21 protein-coding genes are annotated in these 25,701 nt (G+C 45.9%); 10 read left to right on the forward strand and 11 right to left on the reverse strand.

Annotated features, from left to right (window positions below; translation table 11 throughout):
• Window positions 1-182: 182 nt before the first annotated feature.
• Window positions 183-656 (reverse strand): hypothetical protein, encoded by a 474-nt coding sequence (locus tag NDI35_RS17125; protein ID WP_445313788.1) that lies wholly within the window; start codon window positions 654-656, stop codon window positions 183-185.
• A gap of 150 nt (window positions 657-806) precedes the next feature.
• Between NDI35_RS17125 and NDI35_RS17130 the strand changes: the two genes are divergently transcribed.
• Together NDI35_RS17130 and NDI35_RS17135 are read left to right on the forward strand one after the other, a co-directional pair.
• Window positions 807-1,151, forward strand: coding sequence for a type II toxin-antitoxin system RelE/ParE family toxin (locus NDI35_RS17130; protein ID WP_445313789.1), 345 nt, complete (start codon window positions 807-809; stop codon window positions 1,149-1,151).
• Entirely contained in the window at window positions 1,123-1,518 is a 396-nt protein-coding gene (locus tag NDI35_RS17135) for a helix-turn-helix domain-containing transcriptional regulator (RefSeq protein WP_445313790.1), read from the forward strand. The genes NDI35_RS17130 and NDI35_RS17135 overlap by 29 nt, the downstream gene beginning before the upstream one ends.
• Before the next feature lie 16 nt (window positions 1,519-1,534).
• Here the strand turns inward: NDI35_RS17135 and coaBC are convergent, their stop codons facing one another.
• The 5 genes from coaBC to NDI35_RS17160 all read right to left on the reverse strand — a co-directional run bounded on the left by coaBC (window position 1,535) and on the right by NDI35_RS17160 (window position 8,685).
• Window positions 1,535-2,734, reverse strand: a complete 1,200-nt coding sequence (gene coaBC, locus NDI35_RS17140; RefSeq protein ID WP_445313791.1) for a bifunctional phosphopantothenoylcysteine decarboxylase/phosphopantothenate--cysteine ligase CoaBC — start codon at window positions 2,732-2,734, stop codon at window positions 1,535-1,537.
• Window positions 2,735-3,032: 298 nt separating this feature from the next.
• Entirely contained in the window at window positions 3,033-3,245 is a 213-nt protein-coding gene (isiD, locus tag NDI35_RS17145) for a protein IsiD (protein WP_006632739.1), read from the reverse strand.
• 45 nt (window positions 3,246-3,290) lie between these two features.
• Window positions 3,291-3,914 carry an alpha/beta hydrolase gene (locus NDI35_RS17150; protein ID WP_445313792.1) on the reverse strand — a complete coding sequence of 208 codons (624 nt, stop codon included), beginning with the start codon at window positions 3,912-3,914 and terminating at the stop codon, window positions 3,291-3,293.
• A 396-nt stretch (window positions 3,915-4,310) separates the two neighbouring features.
• Complete coding sequence (locus tag NDI35_RS17155; protein WP_445313793.1) at window positions 4,311-6,398, reverse strand: CHASE domain-containing protein; 2,088 nt, start codon at window positions 6,396-6,398, stop codon at window positions 4,311-4,313.
• A 376-nt stretch (window positions 6,399-6,774) separates the two neighbouring features.
• The gene (locus NDI35_RS17160) at window positions 6,775-8,685 is read right to left on the reverse strand and encodes an ATP-binding protein (RefSeq protein WP_445313794.1); all 1,911 of its coding nucleotides are present in this window, start codon (window positions 8,683-8,685) and stop codon (window positions 6,775-6,777) included.
• Between the two features lie 379 nt (window positions 8,686-9,064).
• On the opposite strand from NDI35_RS17160, the gene NDI35_RS17165 reads away from it, so the two are divergent.
• Both NDI35_RS17165 and NDI35_RS17170 read left to right on the forward strand, forming a co-directional pair.
• Window positions 9,065-9,262: a hypothetical protein gene (locus NDI35_RS17165; protein WP_006632734.1), complete on the forward strand. Its 198-nt coding sequence runs from the start codon at window positions 9,065-9,067 to the stop codon at window positions 9,260-9,262.
• A 540-nt stretch (window positions 9,263-9,802) separates the two neighbouring features.
• Window positions 9,803-10,648 carry a cyanophycinase gene (locus tag NDI35_RS17170; protein WP_445313795.1) on the forward strand — a complete coding sequence of 282 codons (846 nt, stop codon included), beginning with the start codon at window positions 9,803-9,805 and terminating at the stop codon, window positions 10,646-10,648.
• Window positions 10,649-10,809: 161 nt separating this feature from the next.
• Here the strand turns inward: NDI35_RS17170 and NDI35_RS17175 are convergent, their stop codons facing one another.
• The gene (locus NDI35_RS17175) at window positions 10,810-11,058 is read right to left on the reverse strand and encodes a hypothetical protein (protein WP_333064000.1); all 249 of its coding nucleotides are present in this window, start codon (window positions 11,056-11,058) and stop codon (window positions 10,810-10,812) included.
• Window positions 11,059-11,899: 841 nt separating this feature from the next.
• On the opposite strand from NDI35_RS17175, the gene NDI35_RS17180 reads away from it, so the two are divergent.
• The 3 genes from NDI35_RS17180 (at window position 11,900) to NDI35_RS17190 (ending at window position 14,716) form a co-directional block, all read left to right on the forward strand.
• Window positions 11,900-13,555 (forward strand): alpha-amylase family glycosyl hydrolase, encoded by a 1,656-nt coding sequence (locus NDI35_RS17180; RefSeq protein WP_445313796.1) that lies wholly within the window; start codon window positions 11,900-11,902, stop codon window positions 13,553-13,555.
• Window positions 13,556-13,820: 265 nt separating this feature from the next.
• Window positions 13,821-14,198: a BON domain-containing protein gene (locus NDI35_RS17185; RefSeq protein ID WP_445313797.1), complete on the forward strand. Its 378-nt coding sequence runs from the start codon at window positions 13,821-13,823 to the stop codon at window positions 14,196-14,198.
• A gap of 83 nt (window positions 14,199-14,281) precedes the next feature.
• A complete protein-coding gene (locus NDI35_RS17190; protein ID WP_445313798.1) occupies window positions 14,282-14,716 on the forward strand; it encodes a Na-translocating system protein MpsC family protein in 435 nt (144 codons plus the stop codon).
• Here the strand turns inward: NDI35_RS17190 and NDI35_RS17195 are convergent.
• The gene (locus NDI35_RS17195) at window positions 14,685-15,143 is read right to left on the reverse strand and encodes a response regulator (protein ID WP_445313799.1); all 459 of its coding nucleotides are present in this window, start codon (window positions 15,141-15,143) and stop codon (window positions 14,685-14,687) included. The genes NDI35_RS17190 and NDI35_RS17195 overlap by 32 nt on opposite strands.
• Before the next feature lie 547 nt (window positions 15,144-15,690).
• Between NDI35_RS17195 and NDI35_RS17200 the strand changes: the two genes are divergently transcribed.
• Together NDI35_RS17200 and NDI35_RS17205 are read left to right on the forward strand one after the other, a co-directional pair.
• Entirely contained in the window at window positions 15,691-16,494 is an 804-nt protein-coding gene (locus NDI35_RS17200; RefSeq protein WP_445313800.1) for a DUF2267 domain-containing protein, read from the forward strand.
• A 425-nt stretch (window positions 16,495-16,919) separates the two neighbouring features.
• A complete protein-coding gene (locus NDI35_RS17205; protein WP_445313801.1) occupies window positions 16,920-19,529 on the forward strand; it encodes an EAL domain-containing protein in 2,610 nt (869 codons plus the stop codon).
• Window positions 19,530-19,653: 124 nt separating this feature from the next.
• Here the strand turns inward: NDI35_RS17205 and NDI35_RS17210 are convergent, their stop codons facing one another.
• Both NDI35_RS17210 and NDI35_RS17215 read right to left on the reverse strand, forming a co-directional pair.
• Window positions 19,654-21,306, reverse strand: coding sequence for an alpha-amylase family glycosyl hydrolase (locus NDI35_RS17210; protein ID WP_445313802.1), 1,653 nt, complete (start codon window positions 21,304-21,306; stop codon window positions 19,654-19,656).
• Between the two features lie 439 nt (window positions 21,307-21,745).
• Window positions 21,746-22,465, reverse strand: a complete 720-nt coding sequence (locus tag NDI35_RS17215) for a response regulator (protein ID WP_333057024.1) — start codon at window positions 22,463-22,465, stop codon at window positions 21,746-21,748.
• Window positions 22,466-22,862: 397 nt separating this feature from the next.
• On the opposite strand from NDI35_RS17215, the gene NDI35_RS17220 reads away from it, so the two are divergent.
• Window positions 22,863-24,731, forward strand: coding sequence for an ATP-binding protein (locus NDI35_RS17220; protein ID WP_445313803.1), 1,869 nt, complete (start codon window positions 22,863-22,865; stop codon window positions 24,729-24,731).
• A 249-nt stretch (window positions 24,732-24,980) separates the two neighbouring features.
• Here NDI35_RS17220 and NDI35_RS17225 read toward each other — a convergent pair whose 3' ends face one another.
• On the reverse strand, window positions 24,981-25,508 hold the full coding sequence (locus tag NDI35_RS17225) for an orange carotenoid protein N-terminal domain-containing protein (protein WP_445313804.1): 528 nt from the start codon (window positions 25,506-25,508) through the stop codon (window positions 24,981-24,983).
• Window positions 25,509-25,701: the final 193 nt, after the last annotated feature.

Below are 25,701 nucleotides of genomic sequence, written 5' to 3' on the forward strand. Positions count from 1 at the left end.
AGTATAACCGAGGGAAATTCGGCTAGTCCTGAACGCAGAAATTGTATTTGGATGCGCTAGGATTTAGACTAAAAGTTACTTTAAAAGAAGATGAATTGGCGGGGAATGAAACCCCGCGCAATTCATCTGCGTTAATCCGCGTGCATCAGCGGTAAAAAAATCTAAATCCCGCAGCAAAAACCTTACTTTTTAGCCCGCTGCTGCTGGTAAACGTTGACCACTTTATCGGCATAAGTAGCAGTTGCACCACTTTTGCAAGCTGCCGATTCCCCAGTCATCCACCAGCAAGCGGCGCGGCGTACAGCGGCTGTTTCATTGTTGCTGCTAGCTTTGTATTCGTCGCGCAGCAAATCGCCCACGATACAGGTAACAATTGATTTGGCTTTTGTCGCGTCGGCCTCAAATTGTTGCGGTGTTAAATCTTGTTTGGTACAGAATTTTGCCCAGCGGGAAATATTGTTCGGTAAAACTTGCCACTGACTGTACATTCCGTCATTTGCGGTTTGTGGCGGGGCGGCTTGTCGCAGCGCTTCTACGAGGGCGGAAACTTGCGCGTCGGTGACTGCTTGCGCTGCTGCTGGAAGTGCTTGCAATCCGAGGCTAATTATCAGGCTGCCGAATAGTAGATTGGTTTTTGCGATCGATTTAAAATTCATTCACAATCCCCTGTTTGATTTAAACTTTGTTCCCTCAAACAAGGTTTACTATTTGGTCGCTCGAATGCCTCTGTCTTAAGTATGATTTGCTTGTTGAATGGACTGTCGATCGCCCTATTATACAAATTGTTAATCAAGTACGATAAAATCATGGAAGTACAACCCAGGGAAATTCGCAACTATCTGAGAGCAGATGGGACAAGTCCTTTTGAAGATTGGTATAACTCGCTCCGGGATACCACAGGAAAAAATAGGATTCGGTTAAGGCTTAAGCGAGTCATGACTGGTAATCTAGGAGATTGTAAGTCCGTCGGAGAAGGAGTTTTTGAACTCAAAATTGACTTTGGCCCTGGATATCGGCTTTACTTTGGACAAGTCGGGCTGACAATTGTACTTCTGCTAATAGGTGGAGATAAGAGCACTCAAGAGCGAGATATTGGCAAAGCTATTCAATATTGGAGAGACTATGAAAGACGTGAAAGCACCAACGAGTAGGAGTTACCAAGAATTTCTGATCGAATCTCTGAGAAATGCCCAAGAAGCAGCAGGTTATATCGAGGTGACATTGACAGAAGCCAGCGATGAACCTAAATTGCTCCAAATGGTACTCAAAGATGTTGTAGATTCTCGGCTAAAGTTCAACAATTTATCAGAGTCAGCTCAAATTCAATGGGAAAAGCTTGACAAGATGTTGACCGAAAGTGGCGGTTCGGAAATTTACAGCTTTGTAGAATTGCTCGAAGCGTTAGGATTTAAACTAGAAATTACTGTCGCAGATATTGAGTTACCCCCTGACTCGGAATCAACGGATTTTGGGGAATCAGAATTATCGCCCGAACCAGTAGTAATTAATCCCAGTTAATGAGTAAATCGCGCCCTCACCCTTCCCTCACAAAATCTAACAATCGGTGAGCCATTTCTAGCTTGCTGCAAGGTGCTATTTCTACTTGCTTGCCGGCGGCATTAATTAATATTGCTTGATTGGTATTGCTGCCGAAACCGGCACCTATTTGATCGATCGGGTTTGCGGCAATTACATCCAGTTTCTTCGCCCGCAATTTCTCCAAAGCAGGCTTGACAATATCCCCAGTTTGTGCTGCAAACCCGATTAATTTTTGATGCGACTGTTTCAATTTTCCCAACTCTGCCACAATATCCGCTACCGGTGCCAAAGGCAAACAATCCGGGAGCGATCGCTTCGCCAATTTTTCACGACTGTACTCGGCCGGCTTCACATCCGCTACCGCCGCAGCCATCACCGTCAAATCCGCATCGTGAAAGCATTGCAGCATCGCCTGCCGCATTTCTTCTGCACTCGCTACTGCGATCGCCCGCACACCTGAGAGCGGCAACTCGCCAGTTATACTGTGTACCAGCGTCACTGTAGCGCCGCGGTGCTGTGCAGCTTGCGCCAAAGCTATACCCATTTTGCCACTGGAAGGATTGCCGATAAACCGCACCGGATCGAGGTGTTCCCGCGTTCCTCCTGCACTGATCAACACCCGAAGGCCCGCCAAATCTCGATCGCCCTTCGCATACAACAGCGATTCAATATGAGGCAAAATCTCATAAGGTTCTGCCATGCGGCCGACACCCGCGCGATCGCACGCCAGCATTCCCGCCCCCGGATTCGCAGCATGATAGCGCCGATAAGTCAACACTTCCCGCCAATTCCGCTGCACCGCGGGCTGTTCCCACATATCCGTATTCATCGCCGGTGCCAGCAAAATTGGGCAATTAGAAGCTAAGACTGTATTAGTCAACAAATTATCAGCAAAACCCCCCGCCAACTTAGCCAAAGTATTAGCTGTCAGGGGAGCAATAACAAAAACTTCCGCCCATTCTCCCAGTTGAATATGCAGGGGGCGCCCGTGACTTGCTTGCCAAAAATCTTTGTCAGTAAAAGCAGGATGGCGGCAGAGAGTAGCAAAAGTCAAAGGCGTGACAAACTCCCCGGCCGCATCAGTAAGAATAGCTTTAACTTCCGCTCCAGCTTTCGCTAAAGTTGAAACTACTTCGCAAACTTTATAAGCCGCAATCCCACCGCTAACCCCGATTAAAATTCGTCTGCCCTTCATGATTTTTGGTAATACAGCAACCTTCGAGGTTATGAGAACTTGATGAATTCCTGAAACCAGTGCGGAGAATTGCCCGATCGCATCTCCTCATTCTTTCTTCCTTCTTCCTTCTTCCTCATTCTTTCTTCCTTCTTCCTTCTTCCTTCTTCCTTCTTCCTTCAGCCATAAAAAAGAATCAAGAAAGAAATTAAGATAAAAACAGGCTAAAATTCCTAATTCATCTGTTTAATCCGCAACAAAATATGCTGCTAACTTCTTCCTCAATTCCGTCGAAAATTTTTGAGCTAGATTTTTCAGTCTATGCTTCGTCGTAGGCTTCCATATCCAGAAGGTGGAGATAAGGTTCAACTAGCTCAGGCCGCTGAAAGGCAAGCGATCGCAACAAATGCCAATCATTCAATCCCTCAAAAGGATCTGTATAATCGTCAACTTCCAAACGGACAGCCAATTCTGCCACGTCCTGAGAAGTAAGTACAGCTATATCGCGCGATGCTTTGGTTAAAGTTTTCATTTTTTTCCCCTGCCCGAGACTTCCGCCATACTATATACTAAACCTTTAATCAGATTTCGACACAGTTTGTACAACAAAACTTCGCATTACCTCTATAACTTCCGGCAGAATCTCGTGTCCCATGTTAAATTCTCGATACTGCACCGCAGCTCCCCAAGCCGTCAAACTCTCGCGCGATCGCACAGCAGCACTAACAGGCACAATAGTATCTTGAGTACCGTGTACGATTAAAACAGGTGGCAAAACACTCCCCGCAACTGGTGAAATCTGGTGTAAATAACCGCTCAGACAAATTAAACCAGCTAGGGGCAAAGTCAATCCCACATCTAGAGTCATCGCTCCGCCTTGAGAAAAGCCACCTAAAATCGTGCGAGACAAAGGCACGCCCGTGCTGCTTTCCAAAGACAGCAAAAATTCCCTCAGCAATTGCCGGCTTTCTACCAATCCCTGAGCGTCTTTGCTTTGAAGGTTATACCACGCTTTGCCACTCGTTACCTGGGGATGGGGAAAGGGGGCATCGGGAAATACAAACTGATAATCCGGCAAATTGAAAAAGGGTGCTAAGGAAGTTAAATCCCGAGCATTAGCACCCCATCCATGCAAAGCGACAATCAAAGCGACAGGTTTGCGATCCGTTGTGGGCGGAATGCTAATAGATTGTAAAGACATCGTAGTTAATAATTGGTAATCTGGTCTTGCTACAATTATAAATTGTTACGACGGGTAAAACCCCAGATATTTGCTTTCGGCAATATTCCACTGGAAATTAGTACGCGCTTGTTAATAACTATAACCGTTGACAGTTGACAGTTAACAGTTAACAGTAGACTGTTGAAAGTAGAGTGCGAAATCCGAAACTTTCCCAAGTAAAGTGCAGATAGTTCACCTTTTATAAATAGGAATTAGGGAGCATCTCATATTTGTAAAAACACTTCTTCTGGCTCCTTTCGTCTGACTCTTTCCTCCTGCCTCACAGCAAGAGAGCCTCCAAACTCCAATTTCTAGCTTGGCTGCTTTCATTGAGATGCTCCCATCAAGACTCAGCTAAAAGCGAGATTTGTTCCGCTAATTCCAACTGGCGCCTATCGCAGGTGAAACCTTAGAAACAGATTGCTTAGACTGTTGCCGCACCGGCACCTCAATCCAGAATTCAGTTCCCTCTCCCGGAGCCGATACGCACCTGAGCGAACCTTGATGTTTGTCCACTATTTGATAGCAGATCGACAATCCCAATCCAGTACCTTTGCCTACAGGCTTGGTAGTAAAAAACGGATCAAACAAACGCTTTTTGACATTTTCCGTCATGCCCGTTCCATTGTCAGCGATTCGCACGCATACACAATTAGAACTTAAAAGTTCAGTGCGAATCCGAATAGTAGGTAAAAATGCAGAATTCGAGGCGTTGTTGTCGAGCTTGTTTTGATTGGTTGCATCATATAAAACATCAATTGCATTGCTCAAAATATTCATAAAAACCTGATTTAATTGCCCCGGCCAGCACTCTACTAATGGCAAATTTCCGTATTCTTTGATGAGTTTAATGCCCAAAAAATCAGCTTTTGGTTTCAGCCGACTATCCAAAATCATCAAGGTGCTGTCAATGCCTTGGTGAATGTCAACTGACTTCATTTCAGCTTCATCCAAGCGCGAAAAATTCCGCAGAGAAAGCACGATCTGGCTGATCCGTTGAGCTCCCATATTCATAGATTGTAGGATTTTAGGCAAGTCTTCAGTGATAAACTCCAAATCAATATCTTTTAGTTTTGCTTGCACTTCGGGCGTTGGGTTCGGATATTGCTGCTGGTATATTTCCACAAGTTCCAGCAAGTCTCGAGTATATGCGCCTGTATGGATCAGGTTGCCAGAGATGAAGTTCACAGGATTGTTAATTTCGTGGGCAACTCCAGCCACCAACTGCCCCAAGCTGGACATTTTTTCAGTTTGGATTAGTTTAAATTGAGCTTCCTGCAAATTTTTTAGTGCAGTTTCTAGTTCAGCGGTGCGCTGTTTTAGTTGAATTGTGCGATCGTACACTTGCTGTTCTACTTTTGCAGTACGTTCTAGAGACATCAACAGGTAAATCGTCAAGCTGCCAGTCATCAATAGCCCGATCGCACAAATTGCCAGCGAACCCTGATGCGTCCTCATACTGTTGTACCCCTTCCCAGGCAAAACTAGCAGCCTCCACTGGCGGTCTGCTACGTTAAATAAGCGAGTGCAAGCACTAGGATTTTGACAGATTTTTCCCCGCACATTAGCTAACTCTGGCTTTTCGTGTTTTGGGTTATCTATCAACTGCTTAGCTTGTGAGTCGTAGCGTACCAGAAAGCCTTCTTTCTCTATAGCAGAGTTGTCATAGAGGTAAAAATTAATCTTGTCTAAATTTAGCGATTCTAAAGAGGAATCGACCATACTCGTGATCTGAAACAGACCCGCAATAACTCCCATGAGGTTTTGGCGGCCGTTAACCGAGTTATCACCAGAAGTTGTGCGGCGGGGTACTGGCAGAAATACTTGCAATCCCGGTTGATTGTTGCTGACTAATCTAATCCGCGCGGAAGCCGCTATTTTCCCGGTATTCACCGATTTCTCTAAAGCTGCTTTGCGATCGGGGCTGGAGGCAACATCAAAACCGATCACTTTGTTATCTTCTTCTAATGCTTCTCTGTAAATAATGGGAAAGTATTCCGATCGCACTTTTGCTTTGACCTGCTTTTTGTCAGGAGTTCGCTCGTAAATTTGAAATGCCGGAAAGCCTTCGCCTCGAACTCTCCGTTCGTAAGCTGCTTTTTGGGCAGCAGGTACGCGCCGAATCCAGTTAACAGAATGTATAGCAGCATTTCGGGCAAGTGCAGGTTGAGCGAAGTGCTTAAAATCTTCTCTGGTAACTTCAGTAGATGCCCTGTAGAATGCTTCAAGTGAGTACAGAAATTCTAAATTTTTGTTGATGCTTTGCTGCAATGCCACATTCAGGCGATCGGCTTGCTGATGAAATTCAGCTTGCATTCGGTGGTTTTCCGAATGCCACACTACGGCTGCGGCTGCCAATGACAAACTCGTACCGGTGCAAAGAGTCAGCGCTGCAGGAATGTAACGACGGTGCGACAGTAAACTTTCGGTCAGCGAATTAAACCAATTGCTCGCAACATTCATATTTCCAGACCTTCTGCCACCGGAGTGCTATTTTTTAAAGACTTGTAAAATTCCTTGATAGCACGAAGGACAGCCCAGAAACTAAATTGTTTAAAAACTTACGATCGCAGAAATAGAACTTACCGTAAGAAACCCAATTTCTACGAAAATCTTGGTGTGGTAACGAGAAATCTGGGGAGAAACCGGGTTTCTTAGCAATAGTGCATCCACGACTGAGAGATTGCCACCAATTGTAACTAAGTGTAACGAAGCCAGTACCCATCTGGGCGCTCCCAAGTTCCTGCCCCGGAAGAACCTGGGAACGAGAAAAAGCCTTGATCTGGTGGGGCGGGTACTGAATACCCGCCCTACACAGCTAACTTAAATGTGGAACAGCTTACAAAACCGTCCCTATTTCCTTCAAATAAACCCGTGTAAACGGTTCATCATCCCCCAGAGTATACTGTTCGATCAACCCTTGCCGACGAATAGAAATACTATTTCCTTCCCTCATCACAACAGTATCGTCATCAGTGCTTTCTCTGACCAACATCATCTCAGTTTCCCCCGGATTGTCCAGCACCACCATATTGCTTCCCTGATAAAACATTCCCTCAGCTTCCAAAACATTTCCGGGATATTCAGCAATTAACAAATCGAGCTTGGGATTCCGCAGCAAACTTTGCACGTTAAGATTGTAATTCTTATTCAAGACTTTCTCAGAACGGTTGACAAAAAGTCCACCGCGACAAACAGCACCGATTGTCCAATCGGGATGCTGCAACAGAATGTGGTCGATTGTTTCTTGCAGATCGTGCACCGAAATTCGGTTGAAAGTAATAATCGGAATTCTGGCGGATTTGCCCGAGTCAAAGAAAGTTTCGATAATATGCGAAGGCACATCAACACCTTCGCCGACAGCCGGGTTGAGGTGCATAAAAATTCCCGGCGCGGCATTGATTTCGAGAATCCCAAAATTGCCTGTTTTCCAAGATTTGGCGAGAGTTTCTGTTACCACATCAACTCCCAAACAAGCTAACCGAAAATGTAGGGCGATATCTTGAGCCAAAACAATGTTATCCGGGTGAATATTGCGGGTAGCGTCGATGCTGACTCCGCCTGCGGAAAGATTTGCGACTTTGCGGAGATACACAATGCGATCGCGCTCTAGGACACTATCCAATGACAGCCCTTGTTCTGCCAGATACATTTCCATCGCTTCGTCGGACTGAATTTTGCTCAGGGCCGAAGTTGGCGTATCCAGACGTTGGGATTTGCGGTTTTCACGACGGATCAATTCGCGAATTGTTGAGTCGCCATCACCTGTTACCCAAGCGGGTCGGCGTTCAGTTGCCGAAACAAATTTGCCGTCAACGCACAACATCCTAAAATCCGATCCTTTGATGCTGTTTTCCACAATTATTCGCACTGGTTCTGTTTCGGGAATTGCCTTAACAGCTCTTTTAAAAGCCGCCTGCAATTCCTCACCATCTCGGACATCTGCTGTTACGCCAATTCCTTTATGACCGACTACTGGTTTGATAGCAACTGGGTAGCCAATGTCTTTAGCAACTGCCAGAGCTCCGCTTTCTGTGGAGACGATATCGCCTTTGGGAACAGGAAATCCTAATGTAGCGAGAAAAGCTTTACAATCGTCTTTGCGCGTGGTAAAATCTGAGTCTAAATGGCTGTCAGAATCAAAAGTAGTTGCAGAGCCGCGCACGAGTTTTTTGCCGTAACCGTATTGCATCAATCCTTCATCCCACAAATAAAATACGGGAATGCCTTTTTGGGATGCCGCTCGCATTAACGAATAAACTGTCGGACCTCCGTAAACTGACTGCCGGAACATATTTTGCAGCACATCTATTTGTGCATCAAAGGGAAAATCTTGATTTTGATTGATAGCTTCAAACCAATCCCAAACAGCGTAAACTACGGCTCGCGCGCTGCGGGCGTGAACTGCTTCTATGCTAATTCTGTTAAACTGAGAAAACGGCTTGATGTTCCAGTGTTGGAAGTGCAAACCCATGTCGAGTTTGGCTACTTCTGAGGCGGTACGGCCGAACAGTTGGGCGTGGTTCGAGAAAGTTTCGTGCAGGATTTGCGGGTAGCGATCGCCAATAATTTCCTGGTAATGTGCGATCGGCAAAGGTTCGCTCGCGCCCGTCAGTGCCAAATCGAAAACTAAAGCCGCTGTCCCTAAGTAAGGGTTAGGCCCCATATAGTGTTTGAAGTTGAAAACATCAAAAACATCGGTTTTTCGAGCATTGACGCGGGCTGTTTCGGTGCTTTTTTCTTGCAGCATTTTTTAACCTCCTTTTAGCTAATTTTTTACGGTAACTTTATAGTCGGTGCATGGGATACTACCTGCGGGCATAGATATTCCAGCAGTGAGATAAATACTCCGACCAATTCTGGCTTCGGTATGGCCCGAAAGGGGAGCGGGAGAGTAGGGGAGATGGGTAGAGGGGGAGAGGGTGAGAGTGGGAAAATATTCCTTCTTCCTTCAACATCTGACTAAGTATTGATGACTAAGCATTGATAACTAAGCATTGATAACTAAGCACTTATGACTAATGACTACTTCTTTCCCCCCTCCCAAAAAAAGCTATAACTTTTGAGAGGTACACTCTGTACTTATAATTGTTTATGACAGTGAAAGAAAATTTAAGAGGCAGCAAATTATGAAAATCGCACAAACTGCTCTCAGGGACAAAGTTCACCACTTAGCTGAGGAAGCCTTTCACCGGAAGCTAATTTCTGGCTACGGCGATGGTCAAAACAGCAACGAATATCAGATTGTCTGGAATGGCAAACCCAGACACCTGCCTTTAGAACGGGCGAGTACCATATTGAGCAATTTGATCGAGCGATCGCACTAACGGGCGATCGGACTAATTGAGGACTGACGCTCATCAACCCGATTTCTACGAGCAATCAGAGGAGGATTAGCGAAGAATCTGGTCAGAAACCGGATTGATCGCCCCGCGCGCGTCAGCCCTGTAATTTAAGCTCATTTCTTGACCCCTCCTATCTCCTGTTAGGGGGGGTAAGTTTTTTGTGTCGATCATCGAGGATGAGTTAAGTAGATAGTCCTAGACGCAGAAACCGGTTTTTTTTACCAGTCGCGGACGCAAAAGCTCTCTCAAAAACCGGGGTTTCTGAGTTAAATTTTTCCCTTCAAACGTAGAATTTTCGTTCCTGTTCCCGGCTTCTTTAGTCTAGTCCCTCCAGGACTGTTTACAAAACCATCGTTACAGCCCGGAGCAAGAGTAAAAAACAACCCGAACGCTTGAGCTGTGTGCATCCTACAGGCGTAGGAGTATGAATTTTTTTTGGTATCTATATATACCTTTGGGCCGTTTTCCGAAAAAAGAAGTTTGTGTTTTAGTGAAATTAAATAAATTAACAGTGGAGATATTATGGCGAGCAACGAAGTTCAGGGGAAGTTGCTAATTATTGGTGGCGCGGAAGACAAAGAGGGGGACTGCAAAATTCTGCGGGAATTCTTGCGCTGCGCCGGAGGCACTAAAGCCCGCATTGTAGTAATGACGGCTGCAACAAGCCTACCGGGAGAAGTAGGAGATAATTACATCCGAGTGTTTGAGCGACTTGGCGCTGAAGATGTGCGAGTTGTTGACACCCAGAGACCCGAAGATGCCAGCGATCCAGATTATTTAGAAGCGATCGAACAAGCGACCGGCATATTCTTTACCGGCGGAGATCAAGCGCGGATTATTAGCTGCTTGAAAGACACAAAACTTGACGCAGCTATGCACAAACGCTTCTCTGAAGGGATTATCATTGGGGGCACCAGTGCCGGCGCGGCCATGATGCCAGACATGATGATTATTGAAGGAGACTCGGAGACAAATCCCCGCGTTGATGTGGTAGCAATGGGCCCCGGAATGGGTTTCCTTCCAGGAGTTGTCATCGACCAGCATTTCGCCCAGCGAGGTCGTCTGGGACGCTTAGTTTCCGCACTCTTGCTGCAACCGGCCGTGTTGGGATTTGGTATTGACGAAAATACAGCTATTTTAGTCCACGGTGACGAGTTGGAAGTCATTGGCGAAAGCGCTGTAACTGTCATCGACGAGTCGGAAAAACTCCACGACAATGTAGATGGACTGTTGAAGGATGAGGCTTTGGCGATTTGCGGCGCCAAGTTGCACATACTCCCCCACGGATACCGGTTTAACTTGAAAACTCGCCAGCCGGTACTCCATAACGTAGCAACTACAGCAGAGAGAGAAACGGCGATCGCCTAATTTACTTGAAACTGGCAAACATCTTAAAATTATGTAAGGTGAGCACTGCACACCTTACCCATTCTACCAACTAGGATGGTTGAAAACCCAGTTTCTGTCTTCCCAACTAATAAAAAGAAGAGGATTTTACCTCTTCTTTTATTGGTGCGGTTTAAGATTTTTTAAGCACTTTTCTGTTCGCCAAAAATCGACTGCTGCCCTTCTTCAGTCGATATTAAATTCCACCCTTGAACTCTCAGCTTCTGATAAGTTGCCCATCCCTTAGAACCGCCCGGTTCCCGGTAGTCGGATACAGCAAACTGCGGAAAAGCTGTATAAGGCCGCCACGCCTGACGGGCATCGGTACGCAAGTGCAATATCTTTTCTCCATTGCCTCCGAGTCTGGGCAACCAACACATTTGTTTTAGCATTTTTAACACTCCAGAGTTTTACAGTAACGGTAATTCGCCAACATCCCACATTAAACTTTTAGAGCCTTAGAGCCACTGCTCGGAATATCTAACGGGTAACAGGGACGCATGAGATTTTCACCAATTACCAATTACTGAGGTAGCAGCAGTCGTTAAAGCTGATGAAAGGTTCTACAAAGTTTACCAGTCAAAAACTATAAAACAAGTGCTACCAAGACATAAGCAAAAATAATCATTGCTATTCTCGGCTCAAACTTGGCTTAAAGTCCCAGGAAAACCCAGTTGAATAAATGATTCATGTTTCTGGTTTCCCTTGCCTTATAATTACACGCTCATCCTCGCTCTTTCCGCATAATATGACATCTTTCTACGGTATTATTCCTGTCTGCTAAAAAATGTTTCTTTAGTTACAAATCTTAAATGTTCACCACGATTTATTTAGTTATCAAAAGTTAAATTATTTTTCATACAATACTTGGGACAGTTTTTGATAGCCAACCGTAGAATAAGGGTTCAAGGCTCTAAGGCAAGTTCGCTACCAACGGAAAATCTAGGGTTTCCGACTACGAACTCAAAACAGCCCGGACTATTTTTCATAAATAGCACTTAATAATTTTTAGTTACTTTAACTACATTTTTGATTAAAATCTGGTTTCCGGGTGCCTAGGGGCGCACCTTACTCAATCGCTAGGGTTCGCACTACTAAATCTTCCGGTTGCGCCCCCAAGTACCTTACAACATAAGAGTTACAGGTTTAACTCTTAAGAACGATGGCGACAGATTTACCAAATTGTAAAAATCAATACTAATCACACTCATAAGTTCTGAAAACAAAGTATTCATGGCCGCTGCAATTGAATTCAAACTCTTCGCTCCCAACAACAAAGCAGCTACAGTGATCGGCTCCTTTTCCCAATGGGCAGAAATTCCCTTAGAAAAAGATGACAAAGGTTATTTCCGCACTAAGATTAAGTTAGAAGACGGTATTTATCAATACAAATTCCGAGTTCAGTCGCAAAGTCCATGTTTTGAACCGGACGAATGGGTAGAAGTCAATGACCCCTACGCGACTGAAATTGACCGCACTACTAATACAAGTACAGTTCGCATCAAAGCAGGCCCGCGAGTTATTGATACCTATGTTTGGCAGCACGACGACCAAGAACTCCCCAATAATGAAGAATTAGTTGTTTACGAACTGCACGTTGCTGATTTTTCCGGGCCGGATGGTTCCGACAGTTGCAGTAAATTCCAGCAGGTGAGGGAGAAATTAGATTATCTGTGCGATTTGGGGATAAATGCGATCGAACTAATGCCAGTTAATGAATATCCGGGCGATTATAGCTGGGGCTACAAAGTCCGCGATTTCTTTGCCGTAGAGTCCAGTTACGGCGCAACCGCAGATTTAAAGCAATTGATTGACGAGTGCCACGGACGCGGCATTCGGGTGATTCTGGACGGCATTTACAACCACTGCGATGAAGAATGTCCCTTATTGCTAATCGATCGCAATTATTGGTACTACCGCGACAAACACTATCCCGAAGATCCTGCTAACTACTGGGGCCCGGAGTTTAACTACGAAAACTTCGACCCAAAACTCGACATTCGTCCCGCTTGGAAATTCATCGGCGATGTCGTTAATTTCTGGATTCAAGAATATCATATCGACGGCATTCGCTACGATGCAGTGCGGCAGTTGGACAATCGAGATTTCCTACACTGGATAACTCGCGAAGCGAAAAAAACCGCCGGTAACAAGCCATTTTACAACATAGCAGAACACATTCCCGAACTTCCCGAACTCGTCGCTGCAGACGGGCCGATGGACGGGTGCTGGCACGAAAGTTTTCGCATTTTTGCCATAGAAAATCTGGCGGGGAAGACTTTCGATATCGAAAAGCTCAAGGAAGTTCTAGAACCCAAACAACAAGGCTATCAAAACACAACTAATGTGATCAATTATTTAGCCAGTCACGACCGTGACCACTTGCTCGCAGAAGGCCGTTTTCGGGATATGGATCGAGAAGCTGCTTTTAAACGCGCTAAATTGGGAGCGGTTTTGTTAGTGACAGCCGTAGGAATACCGATGCTGTGGATGGGCGAAGAGTTTGGACAATCCACTGGGCAAACTCCCAACCAGCCGAATAAGCTGCAATGGTCTTTGTTGAAAAATCAGCCCAATCATGAGTTATTGGAATACTACAAACACATGATTCGGCTGCGGCAACATTTGCCGGCACTTTATACCGAAAATATTGAATTCATCCACGAAAATGCAGAAGCCCAAGTGCTGGCTTATTACCGCTGGAGCGATGAGGGAACGCGAGTAGTAGTTGTCGCTAATTTTTCGGATACTTATCTATCGGGTTACTGCATTCCTAAGTTTCCGGCGGCGGGAACTTGGCACGAGTGGATGTCTAACAAAATAGTAGAAGTTGAGGAAGAAGGATTTAAGTTTGATTTGCCGGAATGGTCAGCGCAAGTATTTGTTTGAGAGCCGGAGAATTATGTCTCCAGGCAGATGAGCGGCGGAGTTGTACAACAGTAAATTGTATTTAGGACGGGCGCACCAAACTCAACAAACCGGGTTTTTCTACCTAGGTGGATGGCTGTAACGATACTTTTTTGTAAAAAAACTCGGTTTCTGCATCCAAGAGTGCGATCGTAATTCCTGGTATTGAGAATAACAATTACAGGGCGACTTGCCAACCGTGAATTAACACGTCAATTAACACAAACTTTGTCGGAGGACAAACTCTATGGGCTGGTTAAAAAGATTGTTTGGTTTAGAAAAACTAGAAAATCAAGAAACTGTTGACGCTCCTGCTTACCAAGCACCTGTAGCTCAAGCTCAATCTCAAGCTCAACCTGCTGCGAGCGCTCAGACAATCCCGCCGGAACGCATGGGCTTGAATGGAGAATACGATCAAAGTGGCTTAGCTAAACGGGTGGCTCAGGCTTTCGATGCAAATCCAGATGTTGCGGATATTGAGACTGTTTATGTGGCTCAACTTGGGACTACGGTGGTTCTCAAAGGTACAGTTCCCAGTCAGGAAATTGTCAACAAGTTGGTGACAATTGCTAAAGGTGTTAAGGGCGCAACTGGGGTGGAAACTAATGAAGTTACTGTCGGCTAACGCGACGGTTATTTCTAATAGTTAGCTGTTAGCAGTTAACAGTTAACTTAACTACTAACTGTTAACTGTCTTTTTTATCTATCATGGTTTCAATAAAAAATATGACAGGGGAAACCTTAGAACCTACTCGGGGGAAATTAGAACGGACTCTTTCGCAGGGAATTCAAGCTTTGTACCGCTCTCAACTCGGACACCCAACGAGTCAGGCGCTCTGCAATCTTTTGGATAACAAATTGATAATAGTTGTCGAAAATGGGCTTACTCAACCCGAAAAACTGCTGGCTGATAACGGTCAGGAAGAGTTGGCTTTGCAGGTGCGAACACAATTAGAATCTGTTCTGGAATTGCCACTGAAAGAATTAATCCAAAAGGTTTTGGGCGTGGGGGTCACTGATTTGCTCCGCGATGCGACCTTGGAGACAGGTCGCACTGGAACGATCGCAATTTTGGACTCTGCACCTCAAGTTCGTGATTCTAATTATAAATCTAAAACTCAACCAAAACCATTTGAGAGTTGAGATGCTGGCGGATAACTGTTTCTAAATCTTTGATGTTAAAAGGTTTGGAAAGGTATTCCACGCAGCCTGCTTCGAGAATTCGAGCGCGGTCTTCTGGTTTTGCTAGTGCTGTGACAGCAACAATCGGAATATGTCTGATATCGGGGTTTTGTTGGGCGCGCTTTACTACTTCCATACCGTCTATATCCGGCAGGCAAATGTCGAGGACTATTAGGTCGGGCTGTCGAGCGACTGCTGCTGCCAGAGCTGCGTACCCGTCAACTGCTCCCACGCACTCGCAGCCGAATAAATCGAGTATTTGTGTCAGCAGCTCTAAGTTGTCCGGATTGTCGTCTACAGCCAACACTAAAGGACGATTCTCAACCGGGGGTTGAGCGCTAGTGAAAGACGAGGATTCCAATTTATTGTTCCAATGAGGGTAGTTCATAAATGCCGAGCGAAACGATCAAAAAAGTTGTCTCCGAGGCATTCTTCAAGTGGCGCTGCGGCACTTGAAACAGATTGGCTCGTATTGGTAGCTATCCGATGACCAGTTTTTGGTCTAATCCGATACAATATCGCTACAAGCTGCAGGCAAAACGACCGCAGTTGATTAACCGCATAGCATCTGCTTAATTCTACCTCTCCCAGCGCCAATTACCAACTGACGCCCTCTTGGTGCGTCAGCCTTGGTAAAAATACCCACGCAATAAATACGAAAAATCTTACCAATAAAGCATCCTCACTTAATAGCATGCAATAGTGGCGACAGCTTCTTAGGATATTAACCACATTAAACATGGGTTCCCCTACAGAGATCTACCTAAAGGAAGATTCTAACCGATACTTAATTTTCCTAACTTCCACCTGCTGAGAGATACTTGATTACTCTACTTTATACTTCAATGTTTTTAAGTAGTAATCATCACAATTTAAGCCAGTAAAAAAATCAGTTTTTACATGAGCTTTACCGGATATTAACCTAGGAGGTTTTAATGACAATTCCAATCAGAGACGACCTGACTTACATTTTGCTCAAAAAGATTGACAGCGGCAACGGCAGGGGAGAGTCGGAAATTAGGAAGGCAGCGGAAGAATATGTCGGTCACCCGGTGGCGGAAGCGGAATTGCTCGGTCATTTGGACTACCTCAATCAAAGAGAATTTATCAAAGCTCAGTTTAGTGGCGAGCCTTATGGAGGAGCTGAGTTAGTGCCGCCTTTAGTGGCATTTCAAGAAGCTGAGTTAACAGAAAAAGGTCGCAAACTGTTACACAAAATGGAGACGAATCCTCCGAACTCGCTCCACCACGAAGGATCGGCAGTTCCTATCGCTTCAAAGGATATGCCGTTTTTGGAAAAAGTGATGGTAAACGGTCACTTGGAGGATATTTTTGATGCCCGCGACATTACCGAAGTAGTGTACCGGGTCATGCGCGACGTGATGACAAAAGACGCCATCGAGCACGTGGAATCTGAATTGCACAAAGAAGTTTTGCCTACGGATGACAAAACCCTGCAACAAGAAATAGCAGACCTCTGGAAAGATACCAATCCGCTGGTGGGATTGCTGAGCCGGATACGTCAGCCTTTGACCGGCCCGCCTGCACCTGCGGGGATCGATGGCAATTTGTTTGCACGGAGGGTGGAACTAGAAGGCGCACTTCCTTCAGGAGTAAAACCGGAAACTGCGATCGCGGCTGTATTTTCGGCAACGAAGGATGAGCTGTCCGAGGAGCGAATTCAGGAAATAGCTGGCTTTTTGCCGGACAGAATTCGGGGAATTTGGGAGTCGGCTTAATGAGACCTTTTAAGGTATAAATACTTACCCGCCGGGTTGACCAACCAGTATTCTCCCTCCAGAGGGCAGAATACTGGTTGGTCAACCCGGTTTCTCTATACCTCTTGGCTTGTAACTCTGCAAGGGCTTTGTAGTGAGGACGAAAGTCCCGATCCAACTCGATCGGACTTTCGTCCTCACTACTTGTCAGATCGCTCTTTCCTTGCCTTGTAAGTGCTGTGAAAAACCCGGTTTATCACCGAAATTTGTCGAAAAACCCGAAATATCCCCAGCACCGAGTTTCTCGCTCTTGGGTTGGGTCAAGCCGCTAGACGCCGCGAAAGTGTTGTAATGTATAATACAGGGCAAGTTAAGACTGTGGCTCCTAAAAATGCTGTCAACAGCCCGGGAGATCAAAAGGCATGACCCGCACCAAAGTTAGACAAATGTCACGATCGACTTTAAAACAAGAGATTTTACTCAATCGAATTACCAATCGCATCCGCAACTCTTTAGAACTGCAAGAGATTTTGACGACAACTGCGCGAGAAATCCGCAGCTTTTTAGAGAGCGATCGAGTAAAAGTTTATCGCTTTGAGGCCGACGGTAGCGGTGAGGTCATTGCTGAGTCCATCAACGGCGACAATTTGCCCTCTATGTTGGGTTTGCGCTTTCCACCAGGCGACATTCCCCAGAGTGCTCGGGAAATGTTTCTCAAAGCGCGGCAGCGAGTGATTGTAGATGTGGAATTGAAGCATCAAACAATTAATCGGTTAGATTGTCCCGAAACCGGCAAAACTTTAGCAGTTGAAGATATTAGCTATCGTCCTGTAGACCCCTGTCACGCTGAATATCTGAAGGCTATGGGGGCACGTTCTTCTCTGACAGTGCCGATTGTGCATCAAAATCAGCTTTGGGGACTGTTGGTGTCTCACCACAGCCAACCGAAACGGTTTAGCGATCGAGAATTGAAAATGGTGCAGTTGCTTGTGGATCAACTTTCAATTGCGATCGCCCAATCTTTTCTGCTGAGCCAAGCTCGACAGCAAGCGCGTGACGAAGCCGTTATCAACCAAATTACCAGTTTGCTGCATTCTCCTCTGGAAATCAACGAAATTCGGAAAGCAGTTCTCGAACAAACTGTCAAGCATTTGCGTGGTTCAGGAGGGCGACTCTACATTGCAGCCGAGTTTGGCGATCGGCCTGCTTTGCTTTATACCTGTGGCCAGCAGCCCGCGGACATCGACCTTGAACTCAGCCCATTTTGGCAGCAGATCATGGGGAGGGCAAACCAAGACGATCCATCACAAACTGCTAATCATACAAGCCAATTAGGTATTTTTGAAAATCTCTATTCCCAGCATTACAGTTCAATTGACAGCAATATTTCCAGTTTGATCGTACCGCACTTGTACGCAATTTCCGATATTTCTAAAGAACCTCAACTCAAATCTGTATCTGCCAATTTAGTCGCAGCTTCCATTCGCTCATTTTTGGCAGTACCGCTGCAATATCGCCAACAGTGCATCGGCTGTCTCACCGTTTTTCGCAGCCCTATACAAACCGAAATTTTGTGGGCGGGCCGTTGCAGTTCGGACGCGCGGCACGATCGTCCCCGACAGTCCTTTGCAGCTTGGAAAGAAATCAAAACAGGCGAAGCTCAAAAGTGGACCAGCGAGGAACAAAAGCTAGCACAATCTTTAGGAACTCACCTGTACATGGCTGCAATGCAGAGGCGCGTCGAGGCGATGATCCGACATCAAGCTTCTCACGATCCATTAACGGGTTTACCTAATAGATTACTGTTTAATGAAAGGCTGTCTTTAGCTTTAGCTAGCGCTCACCAAAAGGGAGAAATGCTGGCGGTAATCTTTCTAGATTTGGACAGATTTAAAAATGTTAACGATACTCTCGGTCACCCAGTGGGCGATTTGTTGCTGCAAAGTGTTTCTCGGCGTTTGACTAACTGTTTGCGCGTGGGGGATTCGATGGCTCGTTGGGGCGGAGATGAATTTACTGTACTGCTGTACAATATCAACAGCCCAGAGGAAGCAACTAAAATTTGCCAGCTAATTATCCAGAGTTTAAGCAGTCCTTTTGATTTTGAGGGTCTGGAACTTTATATTAAGGCTAGCTTGGGAATTGCTTTGGCTCCTTACGACGGAGAAGATGCAGAAACCTTGCTGAAAAATGCTGATGCTGCGATGTACAAAGCTAAACAGAAAGGTCGCAATAATTATCAGTTTTACACACAGGCGATCGGCAGTAAAGTCTCCGAGGATCTTAACTTAGAAAATAATCTTTACAAAGCTCTAAAAAATTCTGAGTTTGTGCTGCACTATCAGCCGCAAATAAACTTAAAGACTGGCAAAATAGTGGGCCTGGAAGCTCTGATTCGCTGGGAGCATCCCGAACGCGGTTTGATTTCTCCCGATCGATTTATTCCCTTAGCTGAGGAAACAGGATTAATCTGCCCGATTGACGAATGGGTGATGCGGACTGCTTGCTTGCAAAATCGAGCGTGGCAGTTACAGGGATTGCCGCCGATGCGGATAGCGGTGAATTTATCAGCCCGCCAGTTTCTGCAACCTCACACGGTACAACTCATCGCTGAAATTTTATCCGAAACCAAGTTAAATCCCGAGTATCTAGAAATAGAAATTACTGAGAGCATTGCCATGACAGATGTGAGCTTTACGGTGTCGGTATTGCAGCAGTTGCAGGACATGGGAATTCAGATTGCTCTGGACGATTTTGGCACAGGTTATTCTTCGCTGTGGTCTCTGAAAAACTTTCCCCTCAATAATTTAAAAATAGACAAATCTTTCGTGGCCGATTTGGTGACTGGCAGCAGCGGTGCTACTATTGTGAAACTGGCGATCGCCTTGGGACAGGGCCTGAATTTACAGGTGATTGCTGAGGGAGTGGAAACAGCAGAACAGTTGGCGTTTTTGCGATCGCATCACTGCGATATGGGTCAGGGTTACTTCTTTAGCAAACCCATACCGGCGGCGGCTATAACCCAATTGTGCTTACAAAATCAATCGGGGAAATAATATCAATTCCGGTTGCACCGTCCGTGATTGTTGACTGTTGACTCACCGTGAACAGTCAACAGTCAACAGTCAACAGTCAACAGTCAACAATGATAAGGAGTGCAGCCGGAATCGATAGGACAGCTTACTGCCAAACAAACACTTTCGCTTCGTATTCCGGCAAGTCAATCATAATATTGTCATCGCCAGATTCAATATCATAATTACCTGTCCATTCGTGCCAAGTTCCGTTTGCCGGGAAGTGGGGAACGCTGTAACCTGCTAGATAATTTTCCGACATATTCGCCACTACTACAACTCTCGAACCTTCATCGTTCCAGCGAGTGTAAGCAAAAACTTTCGAGTCGGGGTCTTCGTGGAAAAAGTCGATGTTTTCTGTGTAAAGTGCCTGGTTATTTTTACGCAGGTGAATCAAGCCTTTGTAGTATTCCCACAAACCTTTATTCATGTCATTTCCTAGCAGCGTCCAGTCAATTTTAGATTGCTCAATTGTTTTGGCTTTGTATTCGCCAAATTCTTCGCCCATCCAAATCAGCGGCACGCCAACTGCTGTCATTAACAGCACGGTTCCCAACTTCGCCCGCTTGAATGCTGCTTCATCCAAAATTCCGCGCTCGCCCAATTCGGCAAAAATGCGATCGTGGTCGTGATTACTCAAATAATTGACTACATTCGTAGCACCCAAGAAACCTTGTCGCTTGCAGTCGATTACCTCTTTGAGCCGTTCTAAATCAAAATTGTCCCCGCAGAGTTGTGGAATTATGGAGTGATAGAAACTGTCGTGCCAGCAGCCGTCCATCGGCCCGTCTAAATTCGTGATGCTGGGATTTTCGGGAATGTATTCGGCAACGGTATAAAATGGTTTGGGGCCGGCGACACTTTTGGCTTCTTGAACGACCCAGTGCATGAAATCGTAGTTAGCAATTTGTCGCGCCGCGTCGAAACGAATGCCGTCGAGATGATATTCTTGAATCCAGAAGCGGACTGTATCGCCAGCAAATCTGCGGGCCGGGTAAGTGTCTAAGTTTTCGTCGTAGAATTCGTAGTTAAATTCCGGGCCCCAATTGTTGTCTGGATCGCGGGGTTCGTGGTGATACCAATAATCGTGATCGATTTGAGTGAGGGGGCTCGATGCTTCCGAGTGGTTGTAAATCCCGTCGATGATGACGCGAATGCCGCGCCCGTGACACTCGTCTATCAGGTTTTTGAGTTCTTCTGTGGTTCCGTAGCTGGACTCGGCAGCGAAGAAGTAGCGGGGGTTGTAGCCCCAACTGTAGTCGCCTGGGTATTCTTTGAGGGGCATGAGTTCGATCGCGTTGACGCCGAGTTCGACTAGGTAATCGAGTTTTTCGACGACGTGCTTGTACTTGCCGCGGGCGAAGGGATCATCTTCGCCGCCGGAAAAGTCAGCAACGTGCATTTCGTAAATCACTAATTCCCGATCGGCGGGTAGCGGTTTGTCGTCGTGTTTCCACACGTAGGTATCGACAATGCGATCGCCATCTTTGATCCGAACAAGGCCGTTTTGAGTAGGATCGTCGATGTCAGTCGCGTAGGGATCGACTATATCTACCCACTGATCGGCTTCCAGAAACCAGCTTTTCGACTGAACGCGAAATTTGTATTGATAAACGCCATCCTCCAACTCAACTCGCGTGCGAAAATAACCCTCTTCGTCCTTTTCCATCGGAATCTCTTCCCAATTAGAAAAAGAGCCAATCAAGACCGCTCCTTTGTTATAGGGAGCAAATAACTTGAATTCAATTGGGGCGGCCATAATACCTCTTTCTAAAATATTTCAGTAGCAGTTGATACTTTTAATTTCGCAACTTTAAGCGAACTCAGCATCGCTCTGCGGATATAATTTTTTTAAGGCTTAAGTATTCCTAAAAGTATGTTATTCTTCCCTCTGCCTGCGCCTTTTCTGAATTGATCTCGCGCAATATTGGCAGTGCGAGCGAAATTTATCTAACTGGGGATCGCTCAACAATAAGTATTAGTAATATGGTAGCTTTTTATCATCTATCTCAAGATAGATTTACTTCTCAAAAGTTTAAATAAAATATCTGTACTGGGATAGATGCGGCCTTAAAGTTTGGCTTTTTTTAACAATAAACAATTAGTAAGTCGGTGTGCAGTGCACACCCTAAATCAGTGGTCGTAAGGTGCGCCTAGCGCACCCTACTTTTAACTTGATTTTGCCTGATGATAAGGCTTCATCCAACCAAGCCAGAACGCAGGGCGAGAACGGCAGCCTGAGTGCGGTCATCAGCACACAACTTGTTCAAAATATTGCGGACGTGAGTCTTGACTGTACCGACAGTAATGTACAGCTTTTCGGCGATTGCAGCATTGCTGTAACCCTGCACGATCAGTTCCAAAACCTCTAATTCCCGTTCCGTTAAAGGGTAAGTCTCAATGATGTGACTAAACTCAGGTTCAGCAGCCTTAATTGTGACTCTTTTGCCCTCAGCCTTCGGTTCTTCCGGCGCAGGCTCCTGAGTGCGAGCTTGTTTCAGAACGATACGGGCGATCGCCGGATCGATCCAAGAGTTACCTTCGTGAGTTACTTTTACTACATCTAATAACTGATCGAAGCTAATATCTTTCATGCAGTAAGAGTCAGCTCCAGCGGCAAAAGCTGCTAGAACTTCTTCTTCATTGTCCTGGAAAGTCAGAATCAAAATTTTTGTATCAGGATCGGACTCCGCTACGGATTTTTTGAATTTTTGTGTAAGTTCAATGCCATCAAAATCCGGCAAGCCAATATCTACAATTGCCACGTCAGGTTTTGAAGACTGAAGCAGTTTCAATCCCTCTGTAGCGTTAGCCGCATCGCCGACAACTTCTATCGTGTCACGCTGTTGTAAAGCTGTGCGGATGCCGACTCTTGTCAGGTCATGGTCTTCTACCAAAGCAACGCGAATTTTACTCATCTTTCTTCCAATAGTCCGCTAAACTTTTAAAATATCGTCAACTGACTCAGCTAAACTGAGTAAATTTGAGAATGTGTCCTGATTTAGGGTTTTACAGGTCGCACATCATTTTAAAGCATACTCATGCAGCCGCCAAGAATGCAAGTTAATTTTTAAGTTATTTTGCGGCGATGCCTGCACGAGCCTTCCTCGGGACAGGTAAGCTCTCAATGTTTCAACATTTTAACTGAATTATCTCCTTGTCCGCCCGTTGATAGAGGTAAAGATTCTACTACCCAGATAAATTTAAAGTATAAAAATTTTGATGCACTTGGGCCCTCAAAATCAATAAAGCTAGCAGCACGAGTCTTTAGCCGGTGTTAGGGGTCTAGTCCTATGCTTATTTATATAACCTGTTATGACTCAGTATCACGGCAATAAGTCTTTTCCGTCGGAGATTTCCGACTCGGAAATATTACACAAAGTATCTGAAATAACATCCCCCCAACCGCAAGTTTGCGACTGCCCAACTCAGGACGATCGCCTGTGGTCGGCAATTCCTCACATAATTTGGAAAACAAATGCCGACGGCTGGGCGACTTATTTCAGTCAGCGCTGGGAGGAGTACACCGGGGTACCAGCAGCAGCAGCTTTGGGTTTCGGCTATCTGGCGCGCGTCCACCCAGAAGACCGCCCTCGTCTATTGGCGAGATCGCACACTTCTAAGTTCCCGCCGCCAAGCTACGAAATTCTATTTCGTCTGCAGACGCGAGAGGGCACTTACCGCTGGAACGTAGCCAGAGGATGGCCCGCTAACCCCGACAGTCAGGAAGTTTTGGAGTGGGTGGGAACCTACATAGATATGGAGCCGATCAAACAAACTCAAGCCGAGCCCCCAGCAGAACAAGAGTTTTGGCGCGATCAAGCGCGCTCGGAAGCTAACTTCAAAGATCAAAAATGGTGCGAAGCCCCGACGGTAATAGAGGCTGGGCGGGAGTTAGAGGTGATAGAGCAGTTTACAAATATATTGAGCCAGCGCGCGGGTAGCTTGTGCCAGTTGTTGCAAGGCATTGCGGATGCGACTGTAGAGGCGATAGCAGGAGCGGAATTTTGCCTAGTTGCTCTCCTGGAGTCGGATTGCAGCGGCCTCAAACTCAGCGCTGTCGGGGGCACGGAAAACTTTGGTGAGGGCAAAACCCCGCACGTGCAAAACAAGCTGCTGTGGAAAGCATTTGCGACGGGAGAGTCTGTACTGTGGCGGTCGGAGGGCCACCTAGGCTGGCTGCCGGCGGCGGCTTGTGCAGCGGCGATCGAGTCGGGGCCAAGCGGGCGTTTGGGTGTGTTGGCCATCGGCAACGGGGAAGACAGCACGGCGATTGACGGGGATACTCAGCAACTGCTGGCGGTGATGGGAAAACAAGCTGCGATCGCGATTAACAACGCGCTGGCGATCGAAAAATTAAAAAAGCAGGAACAGCTTTTAGACTTGCAAAACGAGCTGCTAATTCGCCAGCAGGAAGAACTGGAAAAGCAGGGGCGACGCATTCAACAGCAAAAATTGCAACTGCTAGAAGCCACCAAGTTAAAATCGCAATTTTTGGGCATTATGTCCCACGAATTGCGAACTCCCATGAATTCGATTATCGGCTTTTCCCAATTGCTGCTGCGCCAGCACAAACAACTGCTGACCGCCCAGCAAACAGAGATGGTGGGGCGCATTTTACATAACGGCAAAAATCTGCTACTGCTGATTAACGATATCCTCGACCTCTCCAAAATCGAGAGTGGCCGCACAGAATTAAAAATTGAAAAATTTAATTTAGCGCATTTAGTAATGGATGTCGCCCTGGAATTCGGAAATCAAGCCACCGATAAGAACGTGGCCTTGTCCGTCAGCGTGTGCTTGCAGGATCAGTTGATAGTTAATGACAAATTACGCCTGCGGCAAATTTTGGTGAATCTCGTTTCCAACGCGGTTAAATTCACGCATGAGGGGAGCATTTACATTGAGGTGCGGGAATTAAATTGCGATCGGCTAATTATCACCGTTCGGGATACAGGAATCGGCATCTGTGAAAAGGCTCTTCCCCACATTTTCGACAAGTTCCACCAAGGCGACCAAACCACAACTCGCCAATATCCAGGCACCGGTTTAGGACTAGCTATTTGTGCTTCTTTAGTCAAGCTGATCGACGGTACAATTACTGCCGAAAGTCAACCCAAAAAAGGTTCGATATTTCGGATGGAATTCCCGCGAAAAGTTTACCCTAAAAAACTCACTTGCTGACTGAAGACCTTTTTATATTTCTCAGACGAGCCGATTTTAACTGATCATACAAAAACCTTCGTCCCTCTCTAAGACACGAAAGAATAAATATGAGTAAGAGCCAAAAAAGGTTTTACCTACTAATTATAGCGGTAGGGTGCGCCGAGGTGCACCCTACATATAGAGGTTTTGGGTAATTCCTTTATTTTTGAGTCCCTCTCTGCTAGGAGGAGAGTTTGTGTAGGATAGGTTGCAACAGCAGACTCTTATCTACAGACTAGAAGTTTTCCCTACTTCCGCCTGAGTAGCAATTGGTTTAACATCGGTGTAGCCCATATTATTAGCTACGTCGCGCAGCACTGTAATTTGCTGTTCAAACTCAAGACCTTCAATTTGACCCAACACGCCATTGACAGCCTCAGTTGCCTCATATCCTTCGGGGATATCGACAATTGTTTCTCCCATACCAATAGCCCAAGCATACCAAACCACCAACTGATTGTTAGCAGTTAAAGCTCCGTAAGCGTGGGAATAGGGCGTGTCGTCGCGGTTGACAATACCCCGCATTATATTCAGTTGTTGGTCATGGGAAAGCTTGTAAAAATCATCCAGCAGCATGGGAGCTAATTCTGGTTCGGCGGCGGCGGGAGCGGCTGGTGTAATTGAATCTCCCATTTTTTCATAAACAAAGTAGAGCAGCGCCAGTTTTTCATCTGTACCCAACCCGTTGATTGTCTGAACGATGTTTTGAGTGTCGTTGGAGAGAGAGTGAGGATTGGTCGCGGCGGGTGAGTTCATAAATAAAATTCCTTAAAAAATGTTTCCAGAATATATAAGTATCAAGATTTGTAAGTGCAAGTCACCATCCCCTAGAGGTAATACGATTTGAGATTTGAGATTTGAGATTTGAGATTAAACAATGGGGAATGGCTTAGTATGTATGGGTTGGGAGCTTGCCTAAAGCTGCATTTTTTTCGGAAAGTGGTGTAAT

The organism is Microcoleus vaginatus FACHB-2002 (assembly GCF_040004035.1).
In the GTDB taxonomy this organism is placed as follows: Bacteria; Cyanobacteriota; Cyanobacteriia; order Cyanobacteriales; family Microcoleaceae; genus Microcoleus; species Microcoleus vaginatus_C.